Source organism: Microbacterium sp. NPDC089186, assembly GCF_040685115.1.
Lineage (GTDB): Bacteria > Actinomycetota > Actinomycetes > Actinomycetales > Microbacteriaceae > Microbacterium > Microbacterium galbum.
Map to the genome: position 1 here is coordinate 277,963 of NZ_JBFBHJ010000003.1, position 21,237 is coordinate 299,199.

Sequence of the window (21,237 nt, forward strand, 5' to 3'; positions counted from 1 at the left end):
CCGCCCCGAACCGGTCGGGTGATGCCGGAGCGCGAGAGTCAGGTCGGGCTGTCAAGCCGTCCGGAGGGATGAGGAACGCGGCGTACCGTCGCCCGCATTCACCCCCTCATCTCTTCGGAGGACATCCATGAGCAAGACCTGGTTCATCACCGGTGCATCCAAGGGCTTCGGCCGCGAATGGGCCGAGGCGGCGCTGGAGCGCGGCGACAACGTCGCCGGAACGGCCCGCAACCTCGACGACGTGCAGGAGCTCGTCGACTCCCACCCCGACACGTTCCTGCCCCTGCAGCTCGACGTCACCGACCGCTCGGCGGACATCGACGCCGTGCGGAAGGCGCACGAGAAGTTCGGCGTACTCGACGTGGTCGTCAACAACGCCGGCTTCGGGCATTTCGGCATGGTCGAGGAGCTCACCGAAGACGAGGTGCGCGCTCAGCTCGAGACGAACTTCTTCGGCGCGCTGTGGGTCACTCAAACGGCTCTTCCGATCATGCGGGAGCAGGGCTCGGGCCACATCATCCAGGTCTCGAGCATCGGCGGCATCAGCGCGTTCCCGACCGTCGGCGCCTACCACGCGTCGAAGTGGGCGCTCGAGGGACTGTCGCAGTCGCTCTCGCAAGAGGTCGCGGGCTTCGGCATCCATGTCACCCTCATCGAGCCCGGCGGGTACTCCACGGACTGGTCGGGTCCGTCGGCCAAGCGCAGCGACGAGATCGACGCGTACTCCGCCGTGCGCGAGGAGGCGGCCAAGCGTCCGTCGGCCAACGACCCCGGGAAGCCCGAAGCCACACGCTCCGCGATCCTGAAGGTGGTGGATGCCGAGAACCCGCCGCTGCGCATCTTCTTCGGCAAGGCGCCCCTCGGCATCGCCGAGCGCGACTACGAGTCGCGTCTGCAGACGTGGCGCGAATGGCAGCCGGTGTCCGAAGAGGCGCACGGCTCGTAATCGCGAGTCCGGCGCCTTCCGGGGCGCCGTCCGTGCAGTGGGGCGTCCGGTGACCGCCCCTCGCACGGGATGCGCCCCGGTACACGTGAACCGCCCCGCGGGCGCCCGAGCAGGCACCCGTGGGGCGATCTCGCGCCGCTCTACTTCGCCACCACCACCACCCTCAACGGAGCGCTCGTGGTCGCTCCTCCGGCGTTCGCGAACTCGATGGTGTAGGTGTACGTGCCGACCGCGCGGCCGGTGACGGGAACGACCACTTTCTGCGCGGCCGGGGTCGCCGCGGTGAGCGCGCCCGACGCGATCTCGACGTCGTTCTCGAGCAGGCGGTACGAGGTCGCGTTCGTGCCCCACCAGAGGTTCGCCGTCAGGGAGTACGCGCCGTCGCGGTCGCTGTTGTCGGAGGAGAGCACGGGCGCTCCCGGAGCGGCATCCGTCACCTTCACCGTGAGCGGTTTGGTCGCCGTCGTCCCCTTCGAGTTCACCAGCTCACCCGTGAACTGATAGGTGCCGTTGCCGAGCCCGGCGATGTCGACGACGCTCTTCTGCGCATTCGGCGTCGCCATCGTCAGGGGCATTGTCGCGACCAGTTCCCCGTCGCGGTACAGCTTGAACAGCGAGCCGTTCGAGCCCCACCACAGGTTCATCGTGAGCTGGAAGGTGCCGTCCTTCAGGCCGGTGTCCCAGCCGTCGTTCGACGAGAGCACGCCCGTGCCCGGGGCGGCGGTGGCCCCGTCGTTCGACGGGACCTCGGGCAGGGTGATCGTCGACGTCGCGGCCGAGCGGTTTCCCTCGCCGACGGCGTTGACGGCCGCCACCTCGAAGGCGTGCGCCGAACCCGGCGCGAGGTCGGACAGCGTGCAAGTGGTCTCGGCCACCTCGCACACCGGCTCGGTGGCGCCGGCCTCGTAGACCCGGTAGCCCGACAGCGCCGCGCCGATCTGCGCCGGCGCCTCCCACGCGACAGTGATCGAGGTGTCGGATGCCGCGGTGGCGGTGACCTTCTGCGGTGCCGTCGCGCGGGTGGTGTCCCTCACGGCGAGCCACGAGATGACGGGCTTCTCGCTGCCCGCGCCCTCGTTGGTGATCACGTAGTCGACCGTCGCCGCCTCGGTCAGGGTGAACGTCAGATCGCCCGTCAGCGGTCCGCTCACCCCGGTCAGTGGCACATTGCCCTTGGCGAGCTCGGTCCCGCCGACCGACACGGTGTGATTCATCGTGCGGTTCAGACCCCACCACTCGGTGAACCCGCCGGTCAGCGTGTATTGCCCCGCGGGCAGCGGGAGGCGGTAGGTGAGTCGCGTGGTGTCCTGGTACAGCCCGGTCGAGAACTTGTCGGTGATGTCGGTCGAGCCCTTCACCTTCATGCCGTCGGCGACGTATCCCCACTCGCCCGCCGAGGTCGAGACCTGATCGACTTCGTCATTGCGCAGCGTCGGTACGGCCTTCTGGACCGCGGTGAATTGCGGCGACGGCGTCGTGCCGGTTCCGGAGTCGATGTAGTAGACGAGCCCCGAGGGGATCACCTCATAGGCGGCGACCACCTTCTGACCGCCCTCGGTGAAGCGCCCGGTCAACACCAGCTTCTGCAGGTCGGTGCGCTTCTGGGCGGCCGAGTCGGCATCCCAGGTCACGGCCATGTCGGCCCCGTCGACCGGGACCGTTGCGGGCAGTTCGTCGTCGGCCTTCAGCGTGCCGACCACGCCGAGATCGCGCGGAAGCGCCTGCACGTAGACGAGGGCGAGGCGGGCGTTGTAACCCGACGTCCCCGTGGTGCCGAACTCCATGCGCACGACACCGTCCGCCGCGAGGGTGATGCGCTGGGCGACCGGCGTGGCCGCGCCGTTCGAGACCGCGGACTGCGTGGTCTCGGCTGCGCCCGGAGCCCGCACCTTGCTGTAGACGTTGGTCGTCAGCCCCGCCCGCGGAGCCTGCACGGCGACCACGTTGTAGGAGCCGGCGGGCAGGGTGAGGCTGTAGACGATCGGCTTGTTGAAGTCGGCGCCGAGGTACGACGAGCCCCAATCGGTCGGTGAACCCGCCGCGACGGTCGTCGCGGTGGTCGCGTAGCCCCAGGTCGCCGCGGAGCTGGTGCCGTCCCACTTCTGGTCGGCGCTGTCGTTGCGCAGGTCGGGGAACGCCGCTTTCGCCGTGGCGAACACCGAGCCGGCGGCCGCGCCCGACGAACCGGAGTCGATCACGTACGTCAGATCGGCCGGCAGGGTCAGCACCGACGCGGTGATGCGCTGGTACACGCCGGCGGCGGTCTTCTCCGACGTGTGTCCGGTGGCCGTGAACGAGCTCAGCTCGGCGGCGGAGCCCGCAGCGCTCACCGAACCCGCGGTCCAAGTGATCGCGGCATCCGTGCCCTCGACCGACACCGTCGCGGGGAGGGTGCGAGCGGGGAGGGTCATCGAGAGCGTGCCGACGTCTTTCACGTCGTCGCTGACGTCGCGCGGGGTGAGCTGATCGACGGCGACGGCCAGACGCGCCTCCAGAGCGCGGGCGCCCTCGGCGTCGAGTCCGTACGCTCCCGGATCGGCGACCGCGTCGCGAGCGGCGTCGCGCGCCGACTGAAGCCGCGCCCACGAGTCGACGCTGTACTTGTCTTCGTCGAGGGCGCGTGCCGTGTCCACGCGCGCGGCCAGAGCCGAGGTGTCGACCTTGCTCGCGTCGGCGTTCGCGGTCACGACCCCCACCGCGTCGATGTTCAGCGCGTCGGCGTTCGCGGTGCGGATCTCGACCGTGTGGGTGCCGTTGCGGAGCCCCCGCAGCATGTACGCGGTGCGTTCGCTGCCCGCGGCCAGCGTCGGCGCGGCGGCGACGAGCTGCTCGCCGTCGACGATCACGTCGAGGGTCGGAGCTCCGGAGTTGGTGCCGACGATGTCGAGACCGGTCCCCGCGAACGTGTACGCCATGGTCGCACCCTGTCGGGTGCTCTTCGAGGCGGTGCGCTGCCACTCGTACATGCCCTGGCCGTTGACATGGCTCCACCCTTCGTCGAAACGCAGGACGGATGCCGAGGTGTCGCTCCAGCTGGTCTGGTGCATGCCGTCGATGATCTGGGTGTAGTACGGCGTGTACCCGGGCACCGTCTCGACGGTGAGGTTGTCGAAGCGCACGAAGCTGAAGCTCGATCCGAGCTGGATGCGTCCGGTCGCCTGGGGGGCGGCATCCGTGTATGAGGCCACCTCGACCCCATTGATCTGCGCGGTGTAGACCTCTCCCGCCACCTTCAGGGCGATGCGGTTCCACACGCCCGAGCCGGTGCGGAAGTCGACGCCCGCCGTCGTCGAGGTGTTGCCGGTGGCGATCACCGTGCCGTAGCGCTGCAGGGCCCACGCCCCGGTGGGCTCGACGCGCAGCTCGGCGGCCGAGACCGCCTGGCCGTTCGCCGTGCCGCCCTGCTCGCGCGCGCCGATGGTGGCGTACTGAGCCCCGTCGGCCTCGAACATCACGTCGGCGCCGACCACGTAGTTCGCCCACCGCGCGTCGCCGATGGTCGTCTTGGGGTCACCGCCGTTCCATGCGCCGCCGGCCATGCCCGAACCGATCTGCTGGCGCAGCACGCGCCCGTGCGCGGCGTCGGAGGTCGCGACGGATTCGAAGGCGCCGTTCGTGTCGTTGGTGTAGCGCGGGGTCGCACCCTGGTCTTCGGCCTGCACGCTCGGGGTGCCCGACGATTTGTCGGCCGCTCCCCTGCTGGAGAGGTAGCCCTCGCCGCTGTCGACGAGGGTGCGCGTGTCAGGGTCGTAGCCCTGCACGTCGCCCGTGCCGCGGTAGTCGAAGTCGTCGGCGTACAGGTAGCCGTCGTCGACCACACCGTTGACGTCGCCGGTCGAATCGGTATCGAGCACGTCGCGGCCGCCGTCGGTGGCGGTGTACTCCGTCGTCGCGGGGGCGGTGCGTCCGAAGCCCTCGCGCGGCGCGATCTCGCCATCGCGTGTCTCGGCGTGATCGAGCGTCGTGGCCGTCACCGTCGACCACGGCTTCACGGTGACGGTGTAGCTCCCGTCAGCGGCGGGCGCCATCTCGGCGAGGGGGCGGACGTAGTTGGCATCCGCCGCCTGCCCGGCGTCGGCCGCGCGCGTCTCCCACACCTCCAGCGTCCTGTCGTCGCCCAGGGGCATCCCGTCGACGGCGACGCGGTAGGTCTTGGTGAACGAGCTGTCGTTGACGATGACGGTGGAGAAGTCCGCACCGTCGGGGTCGGCGAGGGTCGTGTACGACGCCCCGCCCGAACGGGCGCCGCTCGGCGGGTTGCCCGTGCCGAGCTCACTGCCCGAGGCCTGCGGGATCGCGCGCCAGATGCCCGCGGTGTTGTCGTCGTTCTCCCACCCGAGCGTGGCGAACTGCGTGAACTGCTCGAGCACCGCAAGGCCGCCGTCGTACGAGATCCAGCCCGACCAGGGTTCACGGGCGTTCACGAGCTCCTTCGAGGAGTACTGGAAGCCGTCGTAGAACGACCCGATCGCCGGCTGGAAGATGTTGAGCGTGCGGCGCGACGCCGAGAAGCCGGTGGTGACCCAGTTGCCCATCTCGAGCGCGCTGCCGGGGCCGCCCATCGAGGTGCCCACCCCGCCCTGCTCGTTGCTGTTGGTGTTGTTCGGGCGGTCGGCGGAGTTCGAGAACGTCGACTGGCCCTCGGAGTTCCACACCTCACGATCGAGCTGCTCGGCGATCTTCTTCATGTTGCCGTTGCGGTCGTCGGCGCTGCTGTAGTGGAAGCCGACGATATCGACGGCGTCACGCAACGAGGAGTCGCTGCCGGTCATCGCATCGCCCAGGGCGACCGGCGGGGTGCCGACGGTGTCGCCGGCGATCGTACGGATCGAGGTGTACAGCTCGCGCTCGGTCGGCGAGGCGAAGCCGTTGTTCGGGTCGCCCGCGGTGGCGCCCTCGTAGCCCTTCGTGTCGTTCCGCAGCCACCCGGAGAAGTCCTTATAGAGCTGCAGGTCGGGGTTCGAGGTCTCGTTCGCGTCGGGGTTGATCGAGTCGATCATGTAGCCGAACTGCCGGTAGGCAGCCAGGGTGGTGTTCTTGAACCAGACGTACTGGTCCTGGTGGTTCGTCACCCACGTCGGGCGGTTCCAGCGGAGGATGCTGACGTGCACCGGACCGTGCGCGACGGTCTTCGCATCGGCGGCGAGCTGGAATCCGGGCTCGCGGAGCACGTTGGGGTACTCGTCGCGCGAGCGCATGGTCGAGGCGTTCGCTCCAGTCGAGGTGTTGCGGTCGTTGCCCATCTCGATTTTTACGGTGTTCATGATCGGATGGTCGCCACCGAAGAGCGTCTCGATGAGTTCCCAGTACTTCTCGGGGTGCTGCGACTTGTAGTCCAGCAGCAGGGCGCTCGTCGAGTTCGCGCTGAGCACCCCGAAGCCTTTGAAGGTCAGACCGTTGACGTTCTTCGCCGCCGCGGCGACGTCACTGCCGCGCACCGTCACGGTGACGGGATCGGCGCCGGCCGCCTGTGCCGCGGTCGGAACGAGAAGGGCGCCGATCATCGTCGCCGTGACGAGTGCGGCCGCCGCCGCAGTGCGGACCGTAGGACGGGGATGAGGTCGAACCGGGGGGATCGGTGCCGTGACCATGGGGAGTCTCCTTCGACGGGGGCGCAGCGTCGGTCCGTTCCGATCGCCGCAGGGCACGCCCGTGTGCCCGCCCACATCGTCGGTCACCAGGTATGTCGCGCGGAAGCAAAACGAACACGTTCGATCACTCTTGAATCGATACGTACATCGCCCTACGCTGGCCGATCATGAGCGCAGGTTCTCCGCCCTTCGGACTGTCGCGCCGTGAACGCATCCTCGACGAGCTTCGCCGCACCGGATCCGTGAGGGTCGCCGACCTCGCCCGCGATCTCGGCGTCGCCGAGCTGACCATCCGGCGCGACATCGGCCAACTCGCCGACCGTGGACTGCTGACCCGGGTGCACGGCGGAGCGACGCTGCGCAGCCGGCTCGACACCAGCGTTCCCGCCGAGGCTCGGACGTCGGCGCCCATCCGCTTTCGGGTCGGAATGGTCACCCCGTCGCTCACGTACTACTGGCCGCACATCATCGTCGGCGCCCGCGCCGCCGCCACCGAGCTCGGTGTGCAGCTCGTGCTGCGCGGCGCCAGCTACTCGGTCGCCGATCAGCGGCGGCAGATCGCCTCGCTCGTCGACTCGGGGAGCCTCCACGGCCTGATCGTCGCCCCCGAGACCACCGGCGCCGACGGGCGGGCTTTCCTGCACTGGCTCGAGTCGCTCCCGCTCCCCGTCGTGCTCGCCGAACGCCGGGCGGCATCCGCCCTCGCCCTCACGAAGCTCGAATGGGTCACGACGGATCACGTCTTCGGCGGGTCGCTCGCGGCCGATCACCTCGCGACGCGCGGACACACCCGCGTGGGGATCCTCACCTCGGCGGGATCGCCCACCTCGTCGCAGCTGCGGCGCGGATGGGAACGCTCGCTCGCCGAACTCGGGCTCGACTGCCCCGTCGACGTCGACGCCTCGCTCGACGCCCTCGACGGCACCGCCCGCGAGGCGGTCGTGGCCGACCTGCTCGCCCAGTGCCGCGCCACCGGCACCACAGCGCTGCTCGTGCACTCCGACCCGCAGGCGGTGCTCGTGCAGCAGTACGCGCGCGACCACGGCTGGCACGTTCCCCAAGACCTCGCGATACTCGCCTACGACGACGAGGTCGCGGAGAGCGCCGAACCGCCGATCACGGCCCTGCGCCCCTCGAAGCAGCACGTCGGACGTCTCGCTGTCGAGACCATGGTCGGACGCCTGAGCGAGGGAGCGAGCCGGCCGGTCCAGCGGACGTACGTCCTCCCCGTGCTGCACACGCGCGAGTCGACCTGAGCGATCGGCGCTCGTCTCGCCACGTGCGCCTCGACGGACGCTCCATCGAACGCCGTCGCGCCGCGGGTGGGTCAGCGCACGTAAGCGTCGACGAGAAAAGACCCCCGGATGCCGCGGAACGCCTCGACCAATCGATCGAGCGCCGCGCGGTTCCAACTCGCGAGCTGCAGATCGTGGGGGCCGAGTGGCTCGAGCCTCCCGGTGCGCAGCCGCACGACTTCCCACCCCGCCCCGCGGAGCGCGCGGTCCTTGCGCCGATCGGCGTCTTCGCGACGACCGACGTGCTCGAGGCCGTGCCGGCCGATCGAGTCGTACTCGACGGCGATGCGCAGTTCGGGGAAGACGAAGTCGGGCCACACCTCCAGGTGATCGAAGAATGGCCGCGCCACGCGGACCGCGTTCAGCTTCTCGCTCAGGTTCAGCCGCTCGCGCAGGTCAGCGCGCACCCGCCCTTCGACGGCGGAGGCGGGCTTCGGAGCGCACACCGAGACGAACGCCTCCCCCACGGTCACGTCGGGCGTCTTGCCGCACAGACGCTGCGGGCGCGGGGCGCGTCGCGCCCGCAGGACCGCGTTGGCGGACACCGCGGGCTTCGTGACGTCGTCGCGCAGGGGCAGCGCCACGGCGCGGGTGGGGTTCGCCCGCTCGCTGCAGTCGGGGCACCACGCGCTGCGACGGCGCTCCCGCCCTGGGCGCAGGCGCTGCTCGGCCGGGGTGGCGGCGAACCGGTGTCCGGCGTCGCACTGCCAGAGCAGCAGGACGTCGGCGGCGGGAGGGACCTGGCTCAGCGCGATCCCGTCGTTGAGGTCGGGATGATACTGCCGCACGAGAGCCGGGAACGTGGCCCAGGCCGCGCGGTACGCCCCCAGGGGGTAGGGCACCTCGAGCCCCTTCGACCACTGCCTGCGGGCCCACCACGCTTGCACTCTCTCCGGCACGCGCCCGACGGTAGCGCCGACCCCCGACACCGACGGAGGAGCCGCGGAATCGCCGGCGCGCGGGAGCCGGCACCACCGCGGGACGGAGGCGAGGCCGGGTGAAGGTGCCTCGCGTCGAGTGACGACGACTCCCCCGCCTGGATCCGTTCCGCTGTGGATGTGGCTGTGCACCGCCGCGGTGATCGTCTTCGCCGCGGTCGCACCGTTCGACATCGACGGGGTGGGGCGATGGAACATCATGGATCTCGGGCTCGCCCTGGTGATCGCCGGTGGCGTGCGGCTCGGTGTCGAGCTCCCGCGCGCGTAGGCCCCGGGGGGCGGGACCCGCGTGAGCCCCGAGGAAAGGAGTAGGGCGGGTGGGACTTGAACCCTGTCCGCATCCGCGGCACAGCTGAACTCCCGCGGAAGTATGCCCCGGTAGGGCACCGTTGAGCACATCGAAATACGGTGCGGTACGGGCAGCCTGTGGGCAAAATGTGGGCAACTACGCGTCGGACTGACCCGGGCCGTCAGCCATGAACATGTGACCACCGAAGGTGTTGCCCCGACGTAACGTGAGCGCATCCCCCCGGACGTCGTACAAAGATGTGACCGACCACAGTGGCGGGGGGCCAGCTAACAACTCGACTTCCACCATCTTGTTGACGGTGAACTTCGTTCCGTCGAGCGCGGAGGCCACCGACGTGCTCAGCTCCACTCTCCGAAGATGGAGAGCGTCTGCGTCGACTGGGCAACCCAACTCCTGCGCTACCTCGACTAGATCAGAAATGAGCGAGTCGATGGGGTACAGCAGAGGAAAGTCCCAGAAACCGCCGGTGATGGCTGTACGAATGATGGTTCGTGCCGTTGCCTTGAGCGTCTGGAAGGCCTGCCCTCGATCTCGCTCATCGTGGGCGATACCATCGCCAATGTCTCGCAGCGTTGAGCCTCGCCTCGCGCTACCTCGAACGAGGATGAGTAGCGAAACGACGTCGGATCTCGTCAGGGACCCCGTCTCGGCAGAACGCAGAAGCGAGTCGAGATGTTCTAGGTCGGAATGACGCACGTCACCGAGGCTATCGTCGGCCCTGGCTTCCGCCTGCAATGTCAGAGGTCAATCGTACGGTCCCACTATGGACGATCTGACACCACTACGACGCCGACCCTTTGATGAGTCGATGAACGACGTCGAGCCGGCCTTCGCGCACATCTCAACCGGTGAGGGAAGCATCAAGGTGGGAGTCTCACGACTCGACGCGCCCGGCTCGCTCGAGTCCACACTGTTCTCAGGCGCGCTCGTCATCATCTCGTTCTCCGGCTGGACAAGCGGCCGCGACCGACGCTCCGTAGACATCCACGAGATCGCCCGCGCCGTCACCCGGCTGTACGGGCCAGACACCCTCGCCAAGCTGCGCCGAGCCACACTGGGGGGCGGGGCCGTCTACCTCGTAGGACTGGCCGTCGACGGCGCGTTCAGCGCGCCCACGATGTTGCAGGACGCCGCTCTTGCCCGCGCCTTCGACGCTCGCCCGTTCGCGGCGTAGCCTGTCTACCGGCCGGGGAAGGGGACCGGTCTATGGGTTCGACGAAGGTCAGCGACGAGATGCTGTCGCGCACGCTGGCATCCGTTCATCCGATCACGCTCCCGCTGCAGGCGTGCGGGTCGCAGCCGGTCGAGTGGTTCGAGCAGAAGCGGCCCGTGTGGGCGTGGGTGCAGTGGCCGAACCGAGCCGCCGAGCGCGTCGAGGCGTGGGCGATGGGCGCGAACGACCGCATCGTCGTACTCGAGGTGCCCTGCGACGGCGGGCACTGGCAGCCCGTTGTCTGGCGCAACGCCGTCAGGGTGCGCCGCCTGGGTCCGTTCTCGTGAGCGAGACAACTACCCGGTCGGCTGGAAACACATCAGGCGGGCTGGGGTGGCGCACAGCAAACTGAGACCGTGTCAGAACCTGTCATCGAAGTCCACGTTCCGCTCGCACCCTCCACCGTGCCGGACGGCGAGTACCCCTACCCGTACCTGGAGACCATCGAGAGCTTCCTCTTCCAATTGGAGGGTGAAGGCCGGGGAGAAATGTACGGCGACGGGGAAGAGTACGACGGCGAGTACCTGTTCTTCCTCGCGGATGCGGACGAGGATGCGCTGCTCGACTTGGCGCGAGAGCTGAGTGCTCTGCCAGGAGTTCCACCGGGTACGTACGCCATCGTGTCGACGACAGACACAGAAGAGTGGGGTGTGGGCCGTCGCGTCGAACTCGCCGCGTGACATCGCCCGTCGGTGCGGGGATCATTTCTGCGTGGGCGCGCGTGCATCACCGCTTCTGTCCAAGCCGCGCCCCTTCCATGTCGACGGCGCCTGGTTGCATACCGGTCAGTGCCGCGGCACCGCAATCACTGGCCGCGTATTGATGCCCCGCCATAGCCTGCGCATACGTCTCGACTAGGAGAGCCGAATGCGCCGTCGTATCACCCTCGCCCTGGCCCCGCTTCTGGCGCTATCCATCGGGCTCGCCCCGTCGGCAGCTCAGGCGGCCGACGCACCCGACTGCCTCACCGTGCCAGGTAAAGCGGGCGCCGCCATCACCGCAACAATGACCTCCTACCCGGTCGAGAAGCCCGACGCCTACCGCACGGTCGATGGCAAGAGGGAGCCCGTCTATAAGGTCTCCGTCGGCGACGTCCTCCACGTCGACACCCGCCTCACTAACACCGGGACCTGCCATTACTGGACATGGCGCGGCAGCTTCATCACCCTCGGCGCCGACGTCTTCGCCACCCCCGGCTCCTCCACATACTTCTCCGGCATTGGCGACCGCGTCTGGGGCTCGAGCATCGGCCTCCCGGAATACGACATCGGCGTCGGCATGGACGTCGACGCCCCGTACACCCGCCGCGCCGAGTCGCTCTCCGTCGAGATCTACCCCGGCGATCATGCGAAGCGCCGGTGGCCCCTGACCATTGACAGCTTGCCGAAGGCGAACACCTACTACCCCGTGCGGTTCCGCTACGACGCCCGAGTCTCAAACCCGCCCCTGGACCAGACCGTCATCGGCGGTCGAGCATGGCTCATCCGGGAGTAGCGATCCGCGCGCATTCTCGAGCGACCGCGTCGGAGTGCTCGATGCGCCCGCGACGGCGGGCACCGGTAGCCCGTCGTCTGGCGCCACGCGGTGACCGTCCGCGGCATGTGAGCCGGTGAACCTTTTTGTCGGGCGGGGCCGGACCGATTTTGGTAGTGCGGCCAGGCAACTTTCCCTCGAGTCTCAGCACGTGCAGAACCCTCAGGGCCGCGAAGCGCCGCCACAGGTATCTAGGCGCGGAGCGCTGCTCGCTGGAGCATGGGCGGCACCAGTCATCGCCCTCGCGGTGGCCGCCCCCGCCGCGTCGGCAAGCGAGCAGACCGTCCCACTCACGACAACCGAGCAGTTGTACCCCGGCATCCGGACCTTCGAGGCAGCCGCCATCGTGGCCAACCCCACGACCGAAGCACTCACCGTCACCGTCACGGTCACCTACTCGCCCACCACTGTTGGCGCGGCATACAGAAACGGGTGGACGTCCCCCGGTCGAGACGTCTACATGATCACCCTGCAACCGGGCCAGTCGTCAACGCCGGACGGGCTGTACGTCAACGCGTCGGCATATCAGACGAATGCACCGACGCCGACGGACGTCACACTCAACATCTTCGCGAACGCCCCAGGTCTCAGCCAGAGCACTCGCACATCAACCACCAGCTCTAAGGCCGGGCGCACAGCGACCCGACGCCGTCACCGTCCGCCGCTTAGGCTGACCTCGTGCTCCAGATTCGCCGAGCGCGGGCACCGTAGGCTGACCAGACTGGGGCTCGCCGATGTGGGCATGCTCCTATATGAAAGGCTGCATGATGTCGACACCGCCCGGCTGGTACCCCGAGGCCTCATCCCCGACAGGCCAGCGGTACTGGGACGGTACGTCATGGACGGCGCATACCGCCCCCGCAGCGCCGGTCACCGCGCCCCCGCCCCCTCCCGTTCAGGTGACGCCGTCCTACGACTCCATGCCGCTGCTGGAGGCGCCCGACGGGTACGGCGCCCTCACCCCCAGCGAGCGGAAGGCCCTCCCTCGAAACCCGCTCGCCACCGCCGGCATGTGGCTGGCGATCGCGTCCGGCGTCATCTCCGTCACGCTGCTCCTGCAGCTCGGTGCGCTCGCGCTGAGCATCATCGGACTCATCCGCTCGCAGCGGATCCGTGAGGTCACCGGCGTCGCCGTCGGCCGTACCAAAGCCATCGTCGGAATCTGCATCTCAGCGCTGGCGACGCTGTGGTTCTTCGTCGTCGTGGCGCCCGCCGTCGCCGCCTGGTTCGCTCCCGCAGTGTTCGATGAGGCAGGCACCGAACAGGCCATCCTCGCCTGGTCCAGCCAGCAGGGCCTCGCGTTCGTCGACGTCGACTGCCCGGCCGCGCCGTCCATGGTCGAAGGCAACACCTTCACGTGCGTCGCGGCGCTCGAGGACGGGGTGCAATACGCCGTCGAGGTGAACGTGAAGGAAGCGGGCTACCTGACCTGGCAGCTGGCACGCGGCTGATCTCCGGGGCCCCAGTGCGCCGACCGAATGAGCGGGGGAAGATGTCGGCGGACGCTTCTACGATGGACCGGTGCTGATTGGAACCATCCGCCGCGTCGAAACCCGCAGCGTTGAGGTCGAGGCCCACTCCCTTGCCGAAGCGCACGACCTGCTCGAAGCGCAGTGCCCTCCCGGGTTCGAGCTCGCGAACACCCCCGTCACGATGGGCAAGGGCACCACACTCCTCCCCGCGGTCGGGACGTTCGTCCGCCGCGACGGCGCGCGCGACATCGAAGCCGCCGACCGCGCCGCGCTCGACGCGCAGATCCCCGACGGGTGGGCACTCATTACCGTTCGCAACCGGTGAAGCGCCCTACGCCTCTGCTGCCTACGGGCCGGTGGCGGGCGCGTCAGGCGCCGCAGGAGGTATCGCTGGCGGACCTCCGGCGGGCGAGCCGCCGTCTTGCACCGTCTTGACCGTCTCCTCGACGATCCGACTCACGTCTTCCGGGGTCAAGCCGTCGCTCCCGGACGTGACCCACATGAGAATCGCTAGGAGCACAGCCAGCCAGGCCGCTGCGTTTGCACTGACTGGGCCCTTGAATGCGCTCAGCCAACCCGCGACTGCGGGAGCATCCTTCTCCAACGTGCGCTCGATCGTGGCGGCGATCGCCTCCGCGGGACGGCGGTCGCTTGCCGCCTCCGCCTGCGCCCAAATCAGAACATTCCGCAATCGCCGCGCTTCCGCCGGAGTCGGAGTGAAGAGCGTGGGAAGCCGCAGCGAATCGCGAAACTCGTACTCCCCCTCGAGCATCGACGCCGTCTGCCTGCACCCCGGCACCGGGCAACTGAGTCCCACGTTGCGGAAGATGACGCTCGCGTCGCCCCCGAACATGCCGCCCGCAGACTGGATGCCATGCACAGGGCAGCGGACGAGGACTTGCGACATACCCGCACCCTATAGCCAGGAACGACGAAACGCCCCCGGCGTCACCTCCGAGGAGGGACGCCGGGGGCGTTCAGTGTGGCGGGCGCAGTCGGGTCGTGGCCGTGTCGTTTGAGCCGCGCGCCCTTGCTCTAGCTGCGCGGCCCCACCATGCTCAGGCGGGCGCTTCCTGCTCCGCGGACCAGTCGAAAAGGGCGGGGAGCAGCCGCTCGTCGAAGGGCACCACCTTTTCCTCAAGTTCGTGACCACGCTGACGCACGAGGAACATCGTGTCGTCCTCGCGAATCGAGACGTACGTCCAGGCGTCGCCGTCGTGCCACTCAGCGGCGACCTCCCCTTCCGTCTCGATCGTCACCTTGATCTGCGCCGATCGCTCCTCGGGCAGGTCGCCCAGGGCCGCCTGCAGCCGCTCGAGCGCCGTCCGCTTCACCACGCCGTCGGACATCGCGTCTTCTCCTCTCGCGCCGCTCACGGGCGGATCGCCAGACCGTTGATCCAGCCGTCCGCGGACGCCAGGCCGAACATGCCTGTGTAGCGCGTCTTCGGGACGGTGCTGGTGTTGAACACCTCGCGCACGAGCTCGCCGTTGATGTAGAACCAGAACGAGTTGCCTGTGGCGCTCTGGCGGATCTCGACGTGCGCCCGCGTGGCCGTCGGGACCGTTGACGTTGCGACGGTCTGACGTGCTCCGGCCAGGTCGTACCGGGTGACCTGGTAGTAGGTCGAGGAGTTTTCGATCACCATGCAGACACCCGTCGCCGGATCGAACGACGCGACGATGCCGCGGCGGCCGATTCCGGTGGAGGGCGGGTCGATCCACGCGCTGATCGAGTAGCCGAGGACGCCGGCGTCGCGGTAGCGGACGCCCGCTCCCGAGTTTCCGGTGCCGCCCGGCTGAGGCTGCGCGCCGTAGCGCCCGCGACCCCAGACGTGACTTTGCGTGAACGCACCGACGGAGGCGGCGATCCACCCGTCGCCGAGTCCGCTGACGTCCGGGAAGGCCGTCATCTGGTCGAAGAAGATCACGCTCGGGTCCACCGACGTCGACACGACGCGGTTGTCGCGCTCGACGAGCTCGGTGAGCGCTGCACGGCCGTCGATAAACGTGGCGGTGTCGATGGCGACGTTCTCGCTGATGACGGCCTTTGAGACCGGCATTGCCGGGTCGAACCGCACCGCAATTGGCTGCGCACCGGAGGTGGAGCGGAACGTGTTCCGGTGGATGCCGGGGGCCAGCATGGCGGTGCGCAGGTCGAGGCCGATGTTGCTGTCCTCGTAGTGCCCGTCCTCGAAGATCACGTCCGGTTCCATGCGTCCGCCGGCGCGCCAGTCCACGCCCTTGAGCGCGCGGAAGACCTGCAGCGCGACACGCAGGCCACCCGGGGTGAGCCGGAAGCCCGGCTCGGCGAGCAGCGCGGCGCCCTCGATGTTCTCCACGACCGCCTCGAAGTTGTACCCGCCAGCGCCCTCACCGCGGAGAACGATGCCGTTCGCGCCGAAGTCGTGGTTCCTCACCGGTCTCCGGACGGCCGGCATCGAGCGCCTCACCCCGCACGACCTTCGACACACCGCAGCGTCGCTCGCCGTGTCGGCCGGCGCCAACGTCAAGGTGCTGCAGCGGATGCTCGGCCACAAGTCCGCGGCCATGACCCTCGACACCTACGCAGACCTCTTCGACGACGACCTCGACAACGTCGCCACGCTGCTTGACGCGCGCGCCACAGCCGCAACGGATGTGGGCAAAGTGTGGGCAGACCTCGGTATCCGCGCGTCCTGAGGCAACAAAAAAAGCCCCCCGACCTGGCAAAACCAGGCGGAGGGCTTGAGTAGGGCGGGTGGGACTTGAACCCACGATCGTCGGGTTATGAGCCCGCTGCCTTGACCAGCTTGGCCACCGCCCCCAGCGGAAACGAGCCTACCGGCATCCGGATGCCGATCTCGAAAGCGATCGCGGCCGGCGCCGTCCGTATGCGCGCGGCTAGCGCCGAGAGACCACCGGCGTCAGGCGGGGGATCCAGCACCGCACGTCGTGCGCGTAGGCGAGATAGTCGTCGCCGAAGGCCCGGACCAGGTCGGACTCCTCGTGGGGACGGATCGCGTAGTTCCAGACGAGCGAGCCCGCGAGAGCGTAGACGACCACCATCCACGATGACATCAGCAGTCCGACCCCCACGCCCTGCGCGATGCCCGCGAGCGCCATCGGGTTGCGGACGAAACGGTACGGCCCCGCCACCACCAGACGGTTCGGCATGGCGGAGGGCAGGGGCGTGCCGTCCCCCTTGACGGTCATGGCCGCCGCCGACCACAGCCCGAGGGCGCTGGCGGCGACCACGACCGTGACCCCCGTGATGACCACGCCGTGGTGCAGCGGCAGCACGAGCCGCCACCGCTCCTCGAGGAAACGGATGACGAGGGGGAACACGACGAGGAAGAGTCCCCAGAACACGACGATCTGCGCGGCCGTCGCGATGACGTGGGCCAGGGGCGTCGCGCGCGAGCGAGCCGGTCGGAAGGCGAACAGACCGACCAGCAGCAGCGAGGTCGGGATGCGGCCGAAGACGAGCAGCAGCCACGCGCCCACGGAGGCGGCGCTCGCCGCGATCATGAGGATCACCCCCACCCCGGCGAGGGTCGTCATCGTCGCGTACAGCGCGAGGAGGGCCGTCACCACCAGGGTCCAGGCGGTCGCCGCTCCCGCTGCCACCCGTGACGCCCGGCCCGGCAGCACGGCGGCCAGGGCGGACGACACGACGAACAGCGGGATGTCGACCACGGCCACAACGACCGGGTCGAGCCCGCCGAGGGTCGCTTCACGGACGAAGGGCACGGTGAACACCGACACCCACCAGGCGGCGCCGGCCACCGCCTGCAGCGCGAAGTACGTGCGACCGGCCAAGCGTGCGGTCGGCGAACGCAACGACACCGCCGGATCCCGTCGCCTCGTCAGTGCACGCGCGGTGCGGCGGGCTTGCCGTCGGCGGTGATCTGCGGGTGGTGCTTCGTCAGCTGGATGACGCCCCAGGTGGCGATCGCCCCCGCGATGACGAACCCGATGAGCGCCCAGGCGGGGGCCGTGGAGGCCTCGCCGAGGACGAGCAGGCCGATGAGCACGGCGACGATGGGGTCGATGACGGTCAGTCCCGCGATCACCAGGTCGGGCGGACCGACCGAGTAGGCCGTCTGCACGAAGTACGCGCCGACCGCGACCGCGGCGAGCAGCGCCACGAGGCAGAGAAGCGTCAGCCACTCGAAGTTGCCGGCCTGGGCGCGGCTGATGACGACCTTCGCGAGCGTCGCGACGAACCCGTAGATCACGCCCGCGGCCATGATGTAGAACAGCGCCTGCGCGCGACGACGAACGAGCACCCAGAACACGCCGAACACGATGACGACCACGGCGAGGATGCCGAGGATGATCAGCAGTTCGCGCTCGGTGATGACGTGCTCGGTGGCGAAGAACGCGGCGATCGTCACGAAGATGAAGATGCCGCCGACGCACAGCGCGATTGCGAACAGCGACTGCTTGGTCGGCTTGTGGCGCGACACGCGCGCATTCAGCACGGTCGTGATGACCAGGGCGATCGCGCCGAGGGGCTGCACGAGGATGAGCGGCGCCACCGAGAGCGCGGAGAGCTGGCAGACGATCGCGAGGCCCAGCATGAGCGTGCCCGCCACCCACGACGGGCGCGTCAGCAACGAGGCGAGCTGCGAGCGCGAGAGCCCCCCGGTGGTCTTGCCCGACAGGCGCTCCACCTTCTGCACCCCGCGGTGCTGGTACTGCGCCCCGAACGACATGAACACCGCACCCAGCAGGGCGAGCGGGATGCCGAGCAGGATGCGCGGATCGCGGAACACGCCGACGAGCTGGTCGATTCCGTCGCTGAGGGTTGCATCGAGCGGGATCACCCCTCGACGATAGCCGTCCGCCCGCTGGATAGGCTGGTGACGTGGCCGTACTCCCGATCCGCATCATGGGCGATCCCGTGTTGCACGCTCCCGCCTCCCGCGTCGACGAGATCACCGACGAGGTGCGTCAGCTCGTCGCCGACATGTTCGAGACGATGGATGCCGCCCCCGGCGTCGGCCTCGCCGCCCCCCAGGTGGGCGTGGGTCTGCGGATCTTCACGTACACGTACGAGGACGACGAGGGTCTCCCGTGGCGCGGCGTCGTGATCAACCCGGAGCTGTGGATCCGTCCGCTCGAGCCGGGCTACCCCGACCCCGACGACGAGAGCGAAGGGTGCCTGTCGTTCCCCGGCGAGCGTTTCCCGCTCCGCCGGTCGGAGGCCGCTGTGCTCACGGGCACCGACCTCGACGGCCACGCGGTGCGCATCGAGGTGTCGGGGTGGCGCGCACGCATCCTGCAGCACGAATTCGATCACCTCGACGGCATCCTGTACATCGACCGTCTCGATGACGAGGACGCGCGCGTGGTCGCCAAGATCGCGAAGAAGCGCAAGTGGGGGAAGCCGGGCGCCTCGTGGATGCCGGGCGTCGACGACATCGACGCCTGACCGTCCCCGCCGGTCCCGGCATCCGGGGGACGCGATCCGGACCATACGAGCGGCCGACCGACGGCCTCGTCTGCTGTCGTGCGCCCGGGACCGCCCCGCACCTCACCCGCCGAAGGCGTGCAGCCCGAGGTCCTCACTGAGGAGCTCGCTCGCCACGTGTCCTCGCACACTCGTGCCCTGAGCGTCCAGCGGCGGGCTGATGATCGCGGCTCCCAGACCGCCGCGTGCGGCGAGGACGATCCCGCCCGACACGCTCGACTTGGCCGGGACACCGACCGCCCGCATCCATCGTCCCGATCCGTCGTACATCCCGCACGTCGCCATCACCGACACGACGTCTCGAGCGACGCGCGCGGGGATCACGCGGTCTCCCGTGCGCGGGTTGACGCCGCCTCCCGCCAGCGTCGCGCCCATGATGGCGAGGGTCTCGGCATCCACCAGCGTCGCGCACGCCCGCGCGTAGACGGCGACGGCGTCGTCGGCCGACGCGTCGAGCACGCCTTCCGCGCGCAGGAGGTGGGCGAGGGCGTGATTGCGGTCACCCCGCAGGTGCTCATCGTGGGCGACCTCGTCGTCGACGTCGAGCTCGCGGCCGGCGAATGCCGCCAGCCCGGCCGCGATCCGCTGCATCCGCCCCTCCGGGCCCGTGCCGTCGACGAGGGATGCCGTGAGCAGCGCACCCGCATTGACCATCGGGTTCGGCGGACGACCCGTGCCGGTCTCGAGCGTGATGGCGTCGAAGGACTCCCCCGTCGGTTCGATGCCGACGCGCTCCAGGGCACCGCCATCGGTGTCGAGCAGCGCGAGAGCGAACAGGAACGGCTTGACCGCCGACTGCACGCTGACGCGAACACCGGCCTCGGCACTGCCGCGGACGCTGCCGTCCGGCAGGGCCAGGGCGATGGCGCACAGGTCGGGGTCGGCGGCGGCGAGAGCCGGGATGCTGTCGTCGACCCGACCATCGCGGTGGGGGCGCAGGCGCGTGCGCAGCGCCTCGACGTCGTAACGGGAGGGGTCGGCAGGAGACGGCGATGCGGGAGGGGTCACTCCCCCACCCTCGCAGCCCTCTCCGGCGCAGGCGCGGGCGATTGCGCTTTCCGGCGGTCAGTAGAGGCCGCGCGCCGCCAGTTCGCCGCGCAGGATCGGGGTCAGGCGCTCGGCGAAAGCCGGCGTCACGTGCGTGTCGTCGTAGCGCACGGGGGTGTCGCCGGCGAAAGCGGGACAGCCCCCCTGCCAGCAGGTGAAGGGCAGCGCGCTGATCGCGGCGTCGCCGGTCGACGCCGCCTGCTTCTCGCTCGCCTCCTCCATGGCGGTCCAGACGTCGTCGACGGCGGACAGGCACGATGCCGGTCCCATGATGGGCGAGAAGCACCGGCCGAGGTCGGCGCCGTGCGGCGGAGGCGCCAGATACACGGTGCGTCCCGGCGGAGCCCAGCCGGCGACCTCCCGGGCGGTGGAGGATGCCAGTTCGCCCGCGTTCAGGTCCCGACCGTCGATCGTGCGCGCGAGGGTGAACGCGTTCGACACCACGAGCAGATCCGCGGGGTCGGACGCCACCATCGCCGCCACGTCGCTCTTGCGTGCGCCGCAGCCGGCCGTGACCGCGGGGTCACGGCTCTCGATCAGGACGTCGGTGAAACGGCATCCGTACATGCCGACGGTCGTCACCCGCCAGGCGCCGCCGCTCTCGTCGGCCAGACGCGCGAACGCGGGCGCGTAGGCCATCGCGCTGGAGTCGCCCACGAGGTAGAGGTGGTGCGCGGCGCCGGGATCGCCCCACGTGCAGCCGCGGAGATCGGGGGCACGATCGGGGGTGAAGCAGTCGTGCGCAAGGTTGGCGGCCGACGAGTCGCGCATGGCGTCGTCGAGCGACGGATGCAGGGTGGGCCAGGTGCTCGCCGTCGTCGCGGCCGCGAGGTCGCTCTGCAGCGTGGCGAGCGCGTCTCCGGCCACGGCGTCGACCTCGGCCGGGGCCGGCGCGGCGACGGGCATGCCCGGAAGGGTGGGGGCGCCGTAGGTCGCGAAGACGGCGAGGAGGGTCGCGCCGGCGCCGATGACGAGGGTGGCGAGGGCCATTCCGACGCGCGGGGCGAAACGAGAGCGCCACGACGCCCATGCCTCGGCGGTGGACGGGACCGTGGTCGGGGCGCCGGTCGCGGGCGAGGAGGTCGCGGCGGGGGTGCGTACGGGCGAGGCGGTCGCACGACCCGGCTCGGCGGGGGCGGCCGGGGGGCTTGCGCCGCGGGGGCGGAGCGCTCGGCGGAGGCGGTTTCCTCGGACGCGGGAAGAGCGGCCTCGACCTCGGCGCGGGCGGCGGGTCGCGCGCCCGGGTAGTACCGCTGACCGGGCACCCAGCCCGCGGGACGCGACGCGAGGGCGCCGACACGGGCCTGAGGCGCGGCGGCCGCCGGAGGCGCGGCGGTCGTGGGTCGCGCGGCGGGGGTGGTGCGCGCGGCCGGGGTGGTGCGCGCGGTGGTCGTGGGTCGCGCGGCGGGGGTGGTGCGCGCCGAGGCCGGGGCCT

Annotated in this window: 20 protein-coding genes, 1 tRNA gene and 1 pseudogene; 11 read left to right on the plus strand and 11 right to left on the minus strand. The window is 69.8% G+C overall.

Annotation, left to right across the window (positions count from 1 at the left end; genetic code table 11):
* Nucleotides 1-127 precede the first annotated feature (127 nt).
* On the plus strand, nucleotides 128-946 hold the full coding sequence (locus AB0N82_RS11530) for an SDR family oxidoreductase (RefSeq protein WP_363391713.1): 819 nt from the start codon (nucleotides 128-130) through the stop codon (nucleotides 944-946).
* A 140-nt stretch (nucleotides 947-1,086) separates the two neighbouring features.
* Here the strand turns inward: AB0N82_RS11530 and AB0N82_RS11535 are convergent, their stop codons facing one another.
* The gene (locus AB0N82_RS11535) at nucleotides 1,087-6,450 is read right to left on the minus strand and encodes a fibronectin type III domain-containing protein (RefSeq protein WP_363391716.1); all 5,364 of its coding nucleotides are present in this window, start codon (nucleotides 6,448-6,450) and stop codon (nucleotides 1,087-1,089) included.
* 254 nt (nucleotides 6,451-6,704) lie between these two features.
* Between AB0N82_RS11535 and AB0N82_RS11540 the strand changes: the two genes are divergently transcribed.
* Complete coding sequence (locus AB0N82_RS11540) at nucleotides 6,705-7,793, plus strand: substrate-binding domain-containing protein (RefSeq protein WP_315995663.1); 1,089 nt, start codon at nucleotides 6,705-6,707, stop codon at nucleotides 7,791-7,793.
* A 71-nt stretch (nucleotides 7,794-7,864) separates the two neighbouring features.
* Here AB0N82_RS11540 and AB0N82_RS11545 read toward each other — a convergent pair whose 3' ends face one another.
* Entirely contained in the window at nucleotides 7,865-8,731 is an 867-nt protein-coding gene (locus AB0N82_RS11545) for a zinc-ribbon domain-containing protein (RefSeq protein WP_363391719.1), read from the minus strand.
* A 118-nt stretch (nucleotides 8,732-8,849) separates the two neighbouring features.
* Here AB0N82_RS11545 and AB0N82_RS11550 point away from each other — a divergent pair, with 118 nt between their 5' ends.
* Nucleotides 8,850-9,038 (plus strand): hypothetical protein, encoded by a 189-nt coding sequence (locus AB0N82_RS11550; protein ID WP_363391722.1) that lies wholly within the window; start codon nucleotides 8,850-8,852, stop codon nucleotides 9,036-9,038.
* Between the two features lie 177 nt (nucleotides 9,039-9,215).
* On the opposite strand, the gene AB0N82_RS11555 is transcribed toward AB0N82_RS11550, so the two are convergent.
* Nucleotides 9,216-9,776, minus strand: coding sequence for a hypothetical protein (locus AB0N82_RS11555; RefSeq protein ID WP_363391725.1), 561 nt, complete (start codon nucleotides 9,774-9,776; stop codon nucleotides 9,216-9,218).
* A 67-nt stretch (nucleotides 9,777-9,843) separates the two neighbouring features.
* Here AB0N82_RS11555 and AB0N82_RS11560 point away from each other — a divergent pair, with 67 nt between their 5' ends.
* The 6 genes from AB0N82_RS11560 (at nucleotide 9,844) to AB0N82_RS11585 (ending at nucleotide 13,623) form a co-directional block, all read left to right on the plus strand.
* A complete protein-coding gene (locus tag AB0N82_RS11560) occupies nucleotides 9,844-10,254 on the plus strand; it encodes a hypothetical protein (protein ID WP_363391728.1) in 411 nt (136 codons plus the stop codon).
* A 32-nt stretch (nucleotides 10,255-10,286) separates the two neighbouring features.
* A complete protein-coding gene (locus AB0N82_RS11565) occupies nucleotides 10,287-10,580 on the plus strand; it encodes a hypothetical protein (RefSeq protein WP_363391731.1) in 294 nt (97 codons plus the stop codon).
* 69 nt (nucleotides 10,581-10,649) lie between these two features.
* A complete protein-coding gene (locus AB0N82_RS11570) occupies nucleotides 10,650-10,973 on the plus strand; it encodes a hypothetical protein (protein ID WP_363391734.1) in 324 nt (107 codons plus the stop codon).
* Nucleotides 10,974-11,160: 187 nt separating this feature from the next.
* Entirely contained in the window at nucleotides 11,161-11,787 is a 627-nt protein-coding gene (locus AB0N82_RS11575; protein ID WP_363391737.1) for a hypothetical protein, read from the plus strand.
* Nucleotides 11,788-12,593: 806 nt separating this feature from the next.
* Nucleotides 12,594-13,277 carry a DUF2510 domain-containing protein gene (locus AB0N82_RS11580; RefSeq protein WP_363391740.1) on the plus strand — a complete coding sequence of 228 codons (684 nt, stop codon included), beginning with the start codon at nucleotides 12,594-12,596 and terminating at the stop codon, nucleotides 13,275-13,277.
* Nucleotides 13,278-13,347: 70 nt separating this feature from the next.
* Nucleotides 13,348-13,623 (plus strand): hypothetical protein, encoded by a 276-nt coding sequence (locus tag AB0N82_RS11585; RefSeq protein ID WP_363391743.1) that lies wholly within the window; start codon nucleotides 13,348-13,350, stop codon nucleotides 13,621-13,623.
* Between the two features lie 21 nt (nucleotides 13,624-13,644).
* On the opposite strand, the gene AB0N82_RS11590 is transcribed toward AB0N82_RS11585, so the two are convergent.
* The 3 genes from AB0N82_RS11590 to AB0N82_RS11600 form a co-directional block, all read right to left on the minus strand.
* Entirely contained in the window at nucleotides 13,645-14,205 is a 561-nt protein-coding gene (locus AB0N82_RS11590; RefSeq protein ID WP_363391746.1) for a hypothetical protein, read from the minus strand.
* 151 nt (nucleotides 14,206-14,356) lie between these two features.
* The gene (locus tag AB0N82_RS11595; protein WP_363391748.1) at nucleotides 14,357-14,647 is read right to left on the minus strand and encodes a hypothetical protein; all 291 of its coding nucleotides are present in this window, start codon (nucleotides 14,645-14,647) and stop codon (nucleotides 14,357-14,359) included.
* 23 nt (nucleotides 14,648-14,670) lie between these two features.
* Nucleotides 14,671-15,717, minus strand: coding sequence for a hypothetical protein (locus AB0N82_RS11600; protein WP_363391750.1), 1,047 nt, complete (start codon nucleotides 15,715-15,717; stop codon nucleotides 14,671-14,673).
* Nucleotides 15,718-15,742: 25 nt separating this feature from the next.
* Here AB0N82_RS11600 and AB0N82_RS11605 point away from each other — a divergent pair.
* Nucleotides 15,743-15,979 (plus strand): annotated as a pseudogene (locus tag AB0N82_RS11605) (tyrosine-type recombinase/integrase); the annotation flags it as partial.
* A gap of 50 nt (nucleotides 15,980-16,029) precedes the next feature.
* On the opposite strand, the gene AB0N82_RS11610 reads toward AB0N82_RS11605, so the two are convergent.
* The 3 genes from AB0N82_RS11610 to AB0N82_RS11620 form a co-directional block, all read right to left on the minus strand.
* Nucleotides 16,030-16,103 (minus strand) — tRNA-Ile (locus AB0N82_RS11610).
* Nucleotides 16,104-16,180: 77 nt separating this feature from the next.
* Complete coding sequence (locus tag AB0N82_RS11615) at nucleotides 16,181-17,125, minus strand: methyltransferase (protein WP_363391752.1); 945 nt, start codon at nucleotides 17,123-17,125, stop codon at nucleotides 16,181-16,183.
* A 20-nt stretch (nucleotides 17,126-17,145) separates the two neighbouring features.
* On the minus strand, nucleotides 17,146-18,108 hold the full coding sequence (locus tag AB0N82_RS11620; RefSeq protein ID WP_363391754.1) for a DMT family transporter: 963 nt from the start codon (nucleotides 18,106-18,108) through the stop codon (nucleotides 17,146-17,148).
* Nucleotides 18,109-18,149: 41 nt separating this feature from the next.
* On the opposite strand from AB0N82_RS11620, the gene def reads away from it, so the two are divergent.
* Nucleotides 18,150-18,716 carry a peptide deformylase gene (def, locus tag AB0N82_RS11625; RefSeq protein WP_315995658.1) on the plus strand — a complete coding sequence of 189 codons (567 nt, stop codon included), beginning with the start codon at nucleotides 18,150-18,152 and terminating at the stop codon, nucleotides 18,714-18,716.
* A 102-nt stretch (nucleotides 18,717-18,818) separates the two neighbouring features.
* On the opposite strand, the gene glsA is transcribed toward def, so the two are convergent.
* The gene (gene glsA / locus AB0N82_RS11630) at nucleotides 18,819-19,763 is read right to left on the minus strand and encodes a glutaminase A (RefSeq protein ID WP_315995657.1); all 945 of its coding nucleotides are present in this window, start codon (nucleotides 19,761-19,763) and stop codon (nucleotides 18,819-18,821) included.
* A 57-nt stretch (nucleotides 19,764-19,820) separates the two neighbouring features.
* Entirely contained in the window at nucleotides 19,821-20,792 is a 972-nt protein-coding gene (locus AB0N82_RS11635; protein ID WP_363391757.1) for an SGNH hydrolase domain-containing protein, read from the minus strand.
* Nucleotides 20,793-21,237 lie beyond the last annotated feature (445 nt).

Bases quoted from the DNA above. Each gene is read 5' to 3' on its own strand.
- AB0N82_RS11595 (WP_363391748.1), bottom strand. From the start codon at position 14,647: ATGTCCGACGGCGTGGTGAAGCGGACGGCGCTCGAGCGGCTGCAGGCG.
- AB0N82_RS11575 (WP_363391737.1), top strand. From the start codon at position 11,161: ATGCGCCGTCGTATCACCCTCGCCCTGGCCCCGCTTCTGGCGCTATCC.
- AB0N82_RS11635 (WP_363391757.1), bottom strand. From the start codon at position 20,792: ATGGCCCTCGCCACCCTCGTCATCGGCGCCGGCGCGACCCTCCTCGCC.
- AB0N82_RS11580 (WP_363391740.1), top strand. From the start codon at position 12,594: ATGTCGACACCGCCCGGCTGGTACCCCGAGGCCTCATCCCCGACAGGC.
- AB0N82_RS11540 (WP_315995663.1), top strand. From the start codon at position 6,705: ATGAGCGCAGGTTCTCCGCCCTTCGGACTGTCGCGCCGTGAACGCATC.
- AB0N82_RS11530 (WP_363391713.1), top strand. From the start codon at position 128: ATGAGCAAGACCTGGTTCATCACCGGTGCATCCAAGGGCTTCGGCCGC.
- AB0N82_RS11565 (WP_363391731.1), top strand. From the start codon at position 10,287: ATGGGTTCGACGAAGGTCAGCGACGAGATGCTGTCGCGCACGCTGGCA.
- AB0N82_RS11560 (WP_363391728.1), top strand. From the start codon at position 9,844: ATGGACGATCTGACACCACTACGACGCCGACCCTTTGATGAGTCGATG.
- AB0N82_RS11535 (WP_363391716.1), bottom strand. From the start codon at position 6,450: ATGATCGGCGCCCTTCTCGTTCCGACCGCGGCACAGGCGGCCGGCGCC.
- AB0N82_RS11590 (WP_363391746.1), bottom strand. From the start codon at position 14,205: ATGTCGCAAGTCCTCGTCCGCTGCCCTGTGCATGGCATCCAGTCTGCG.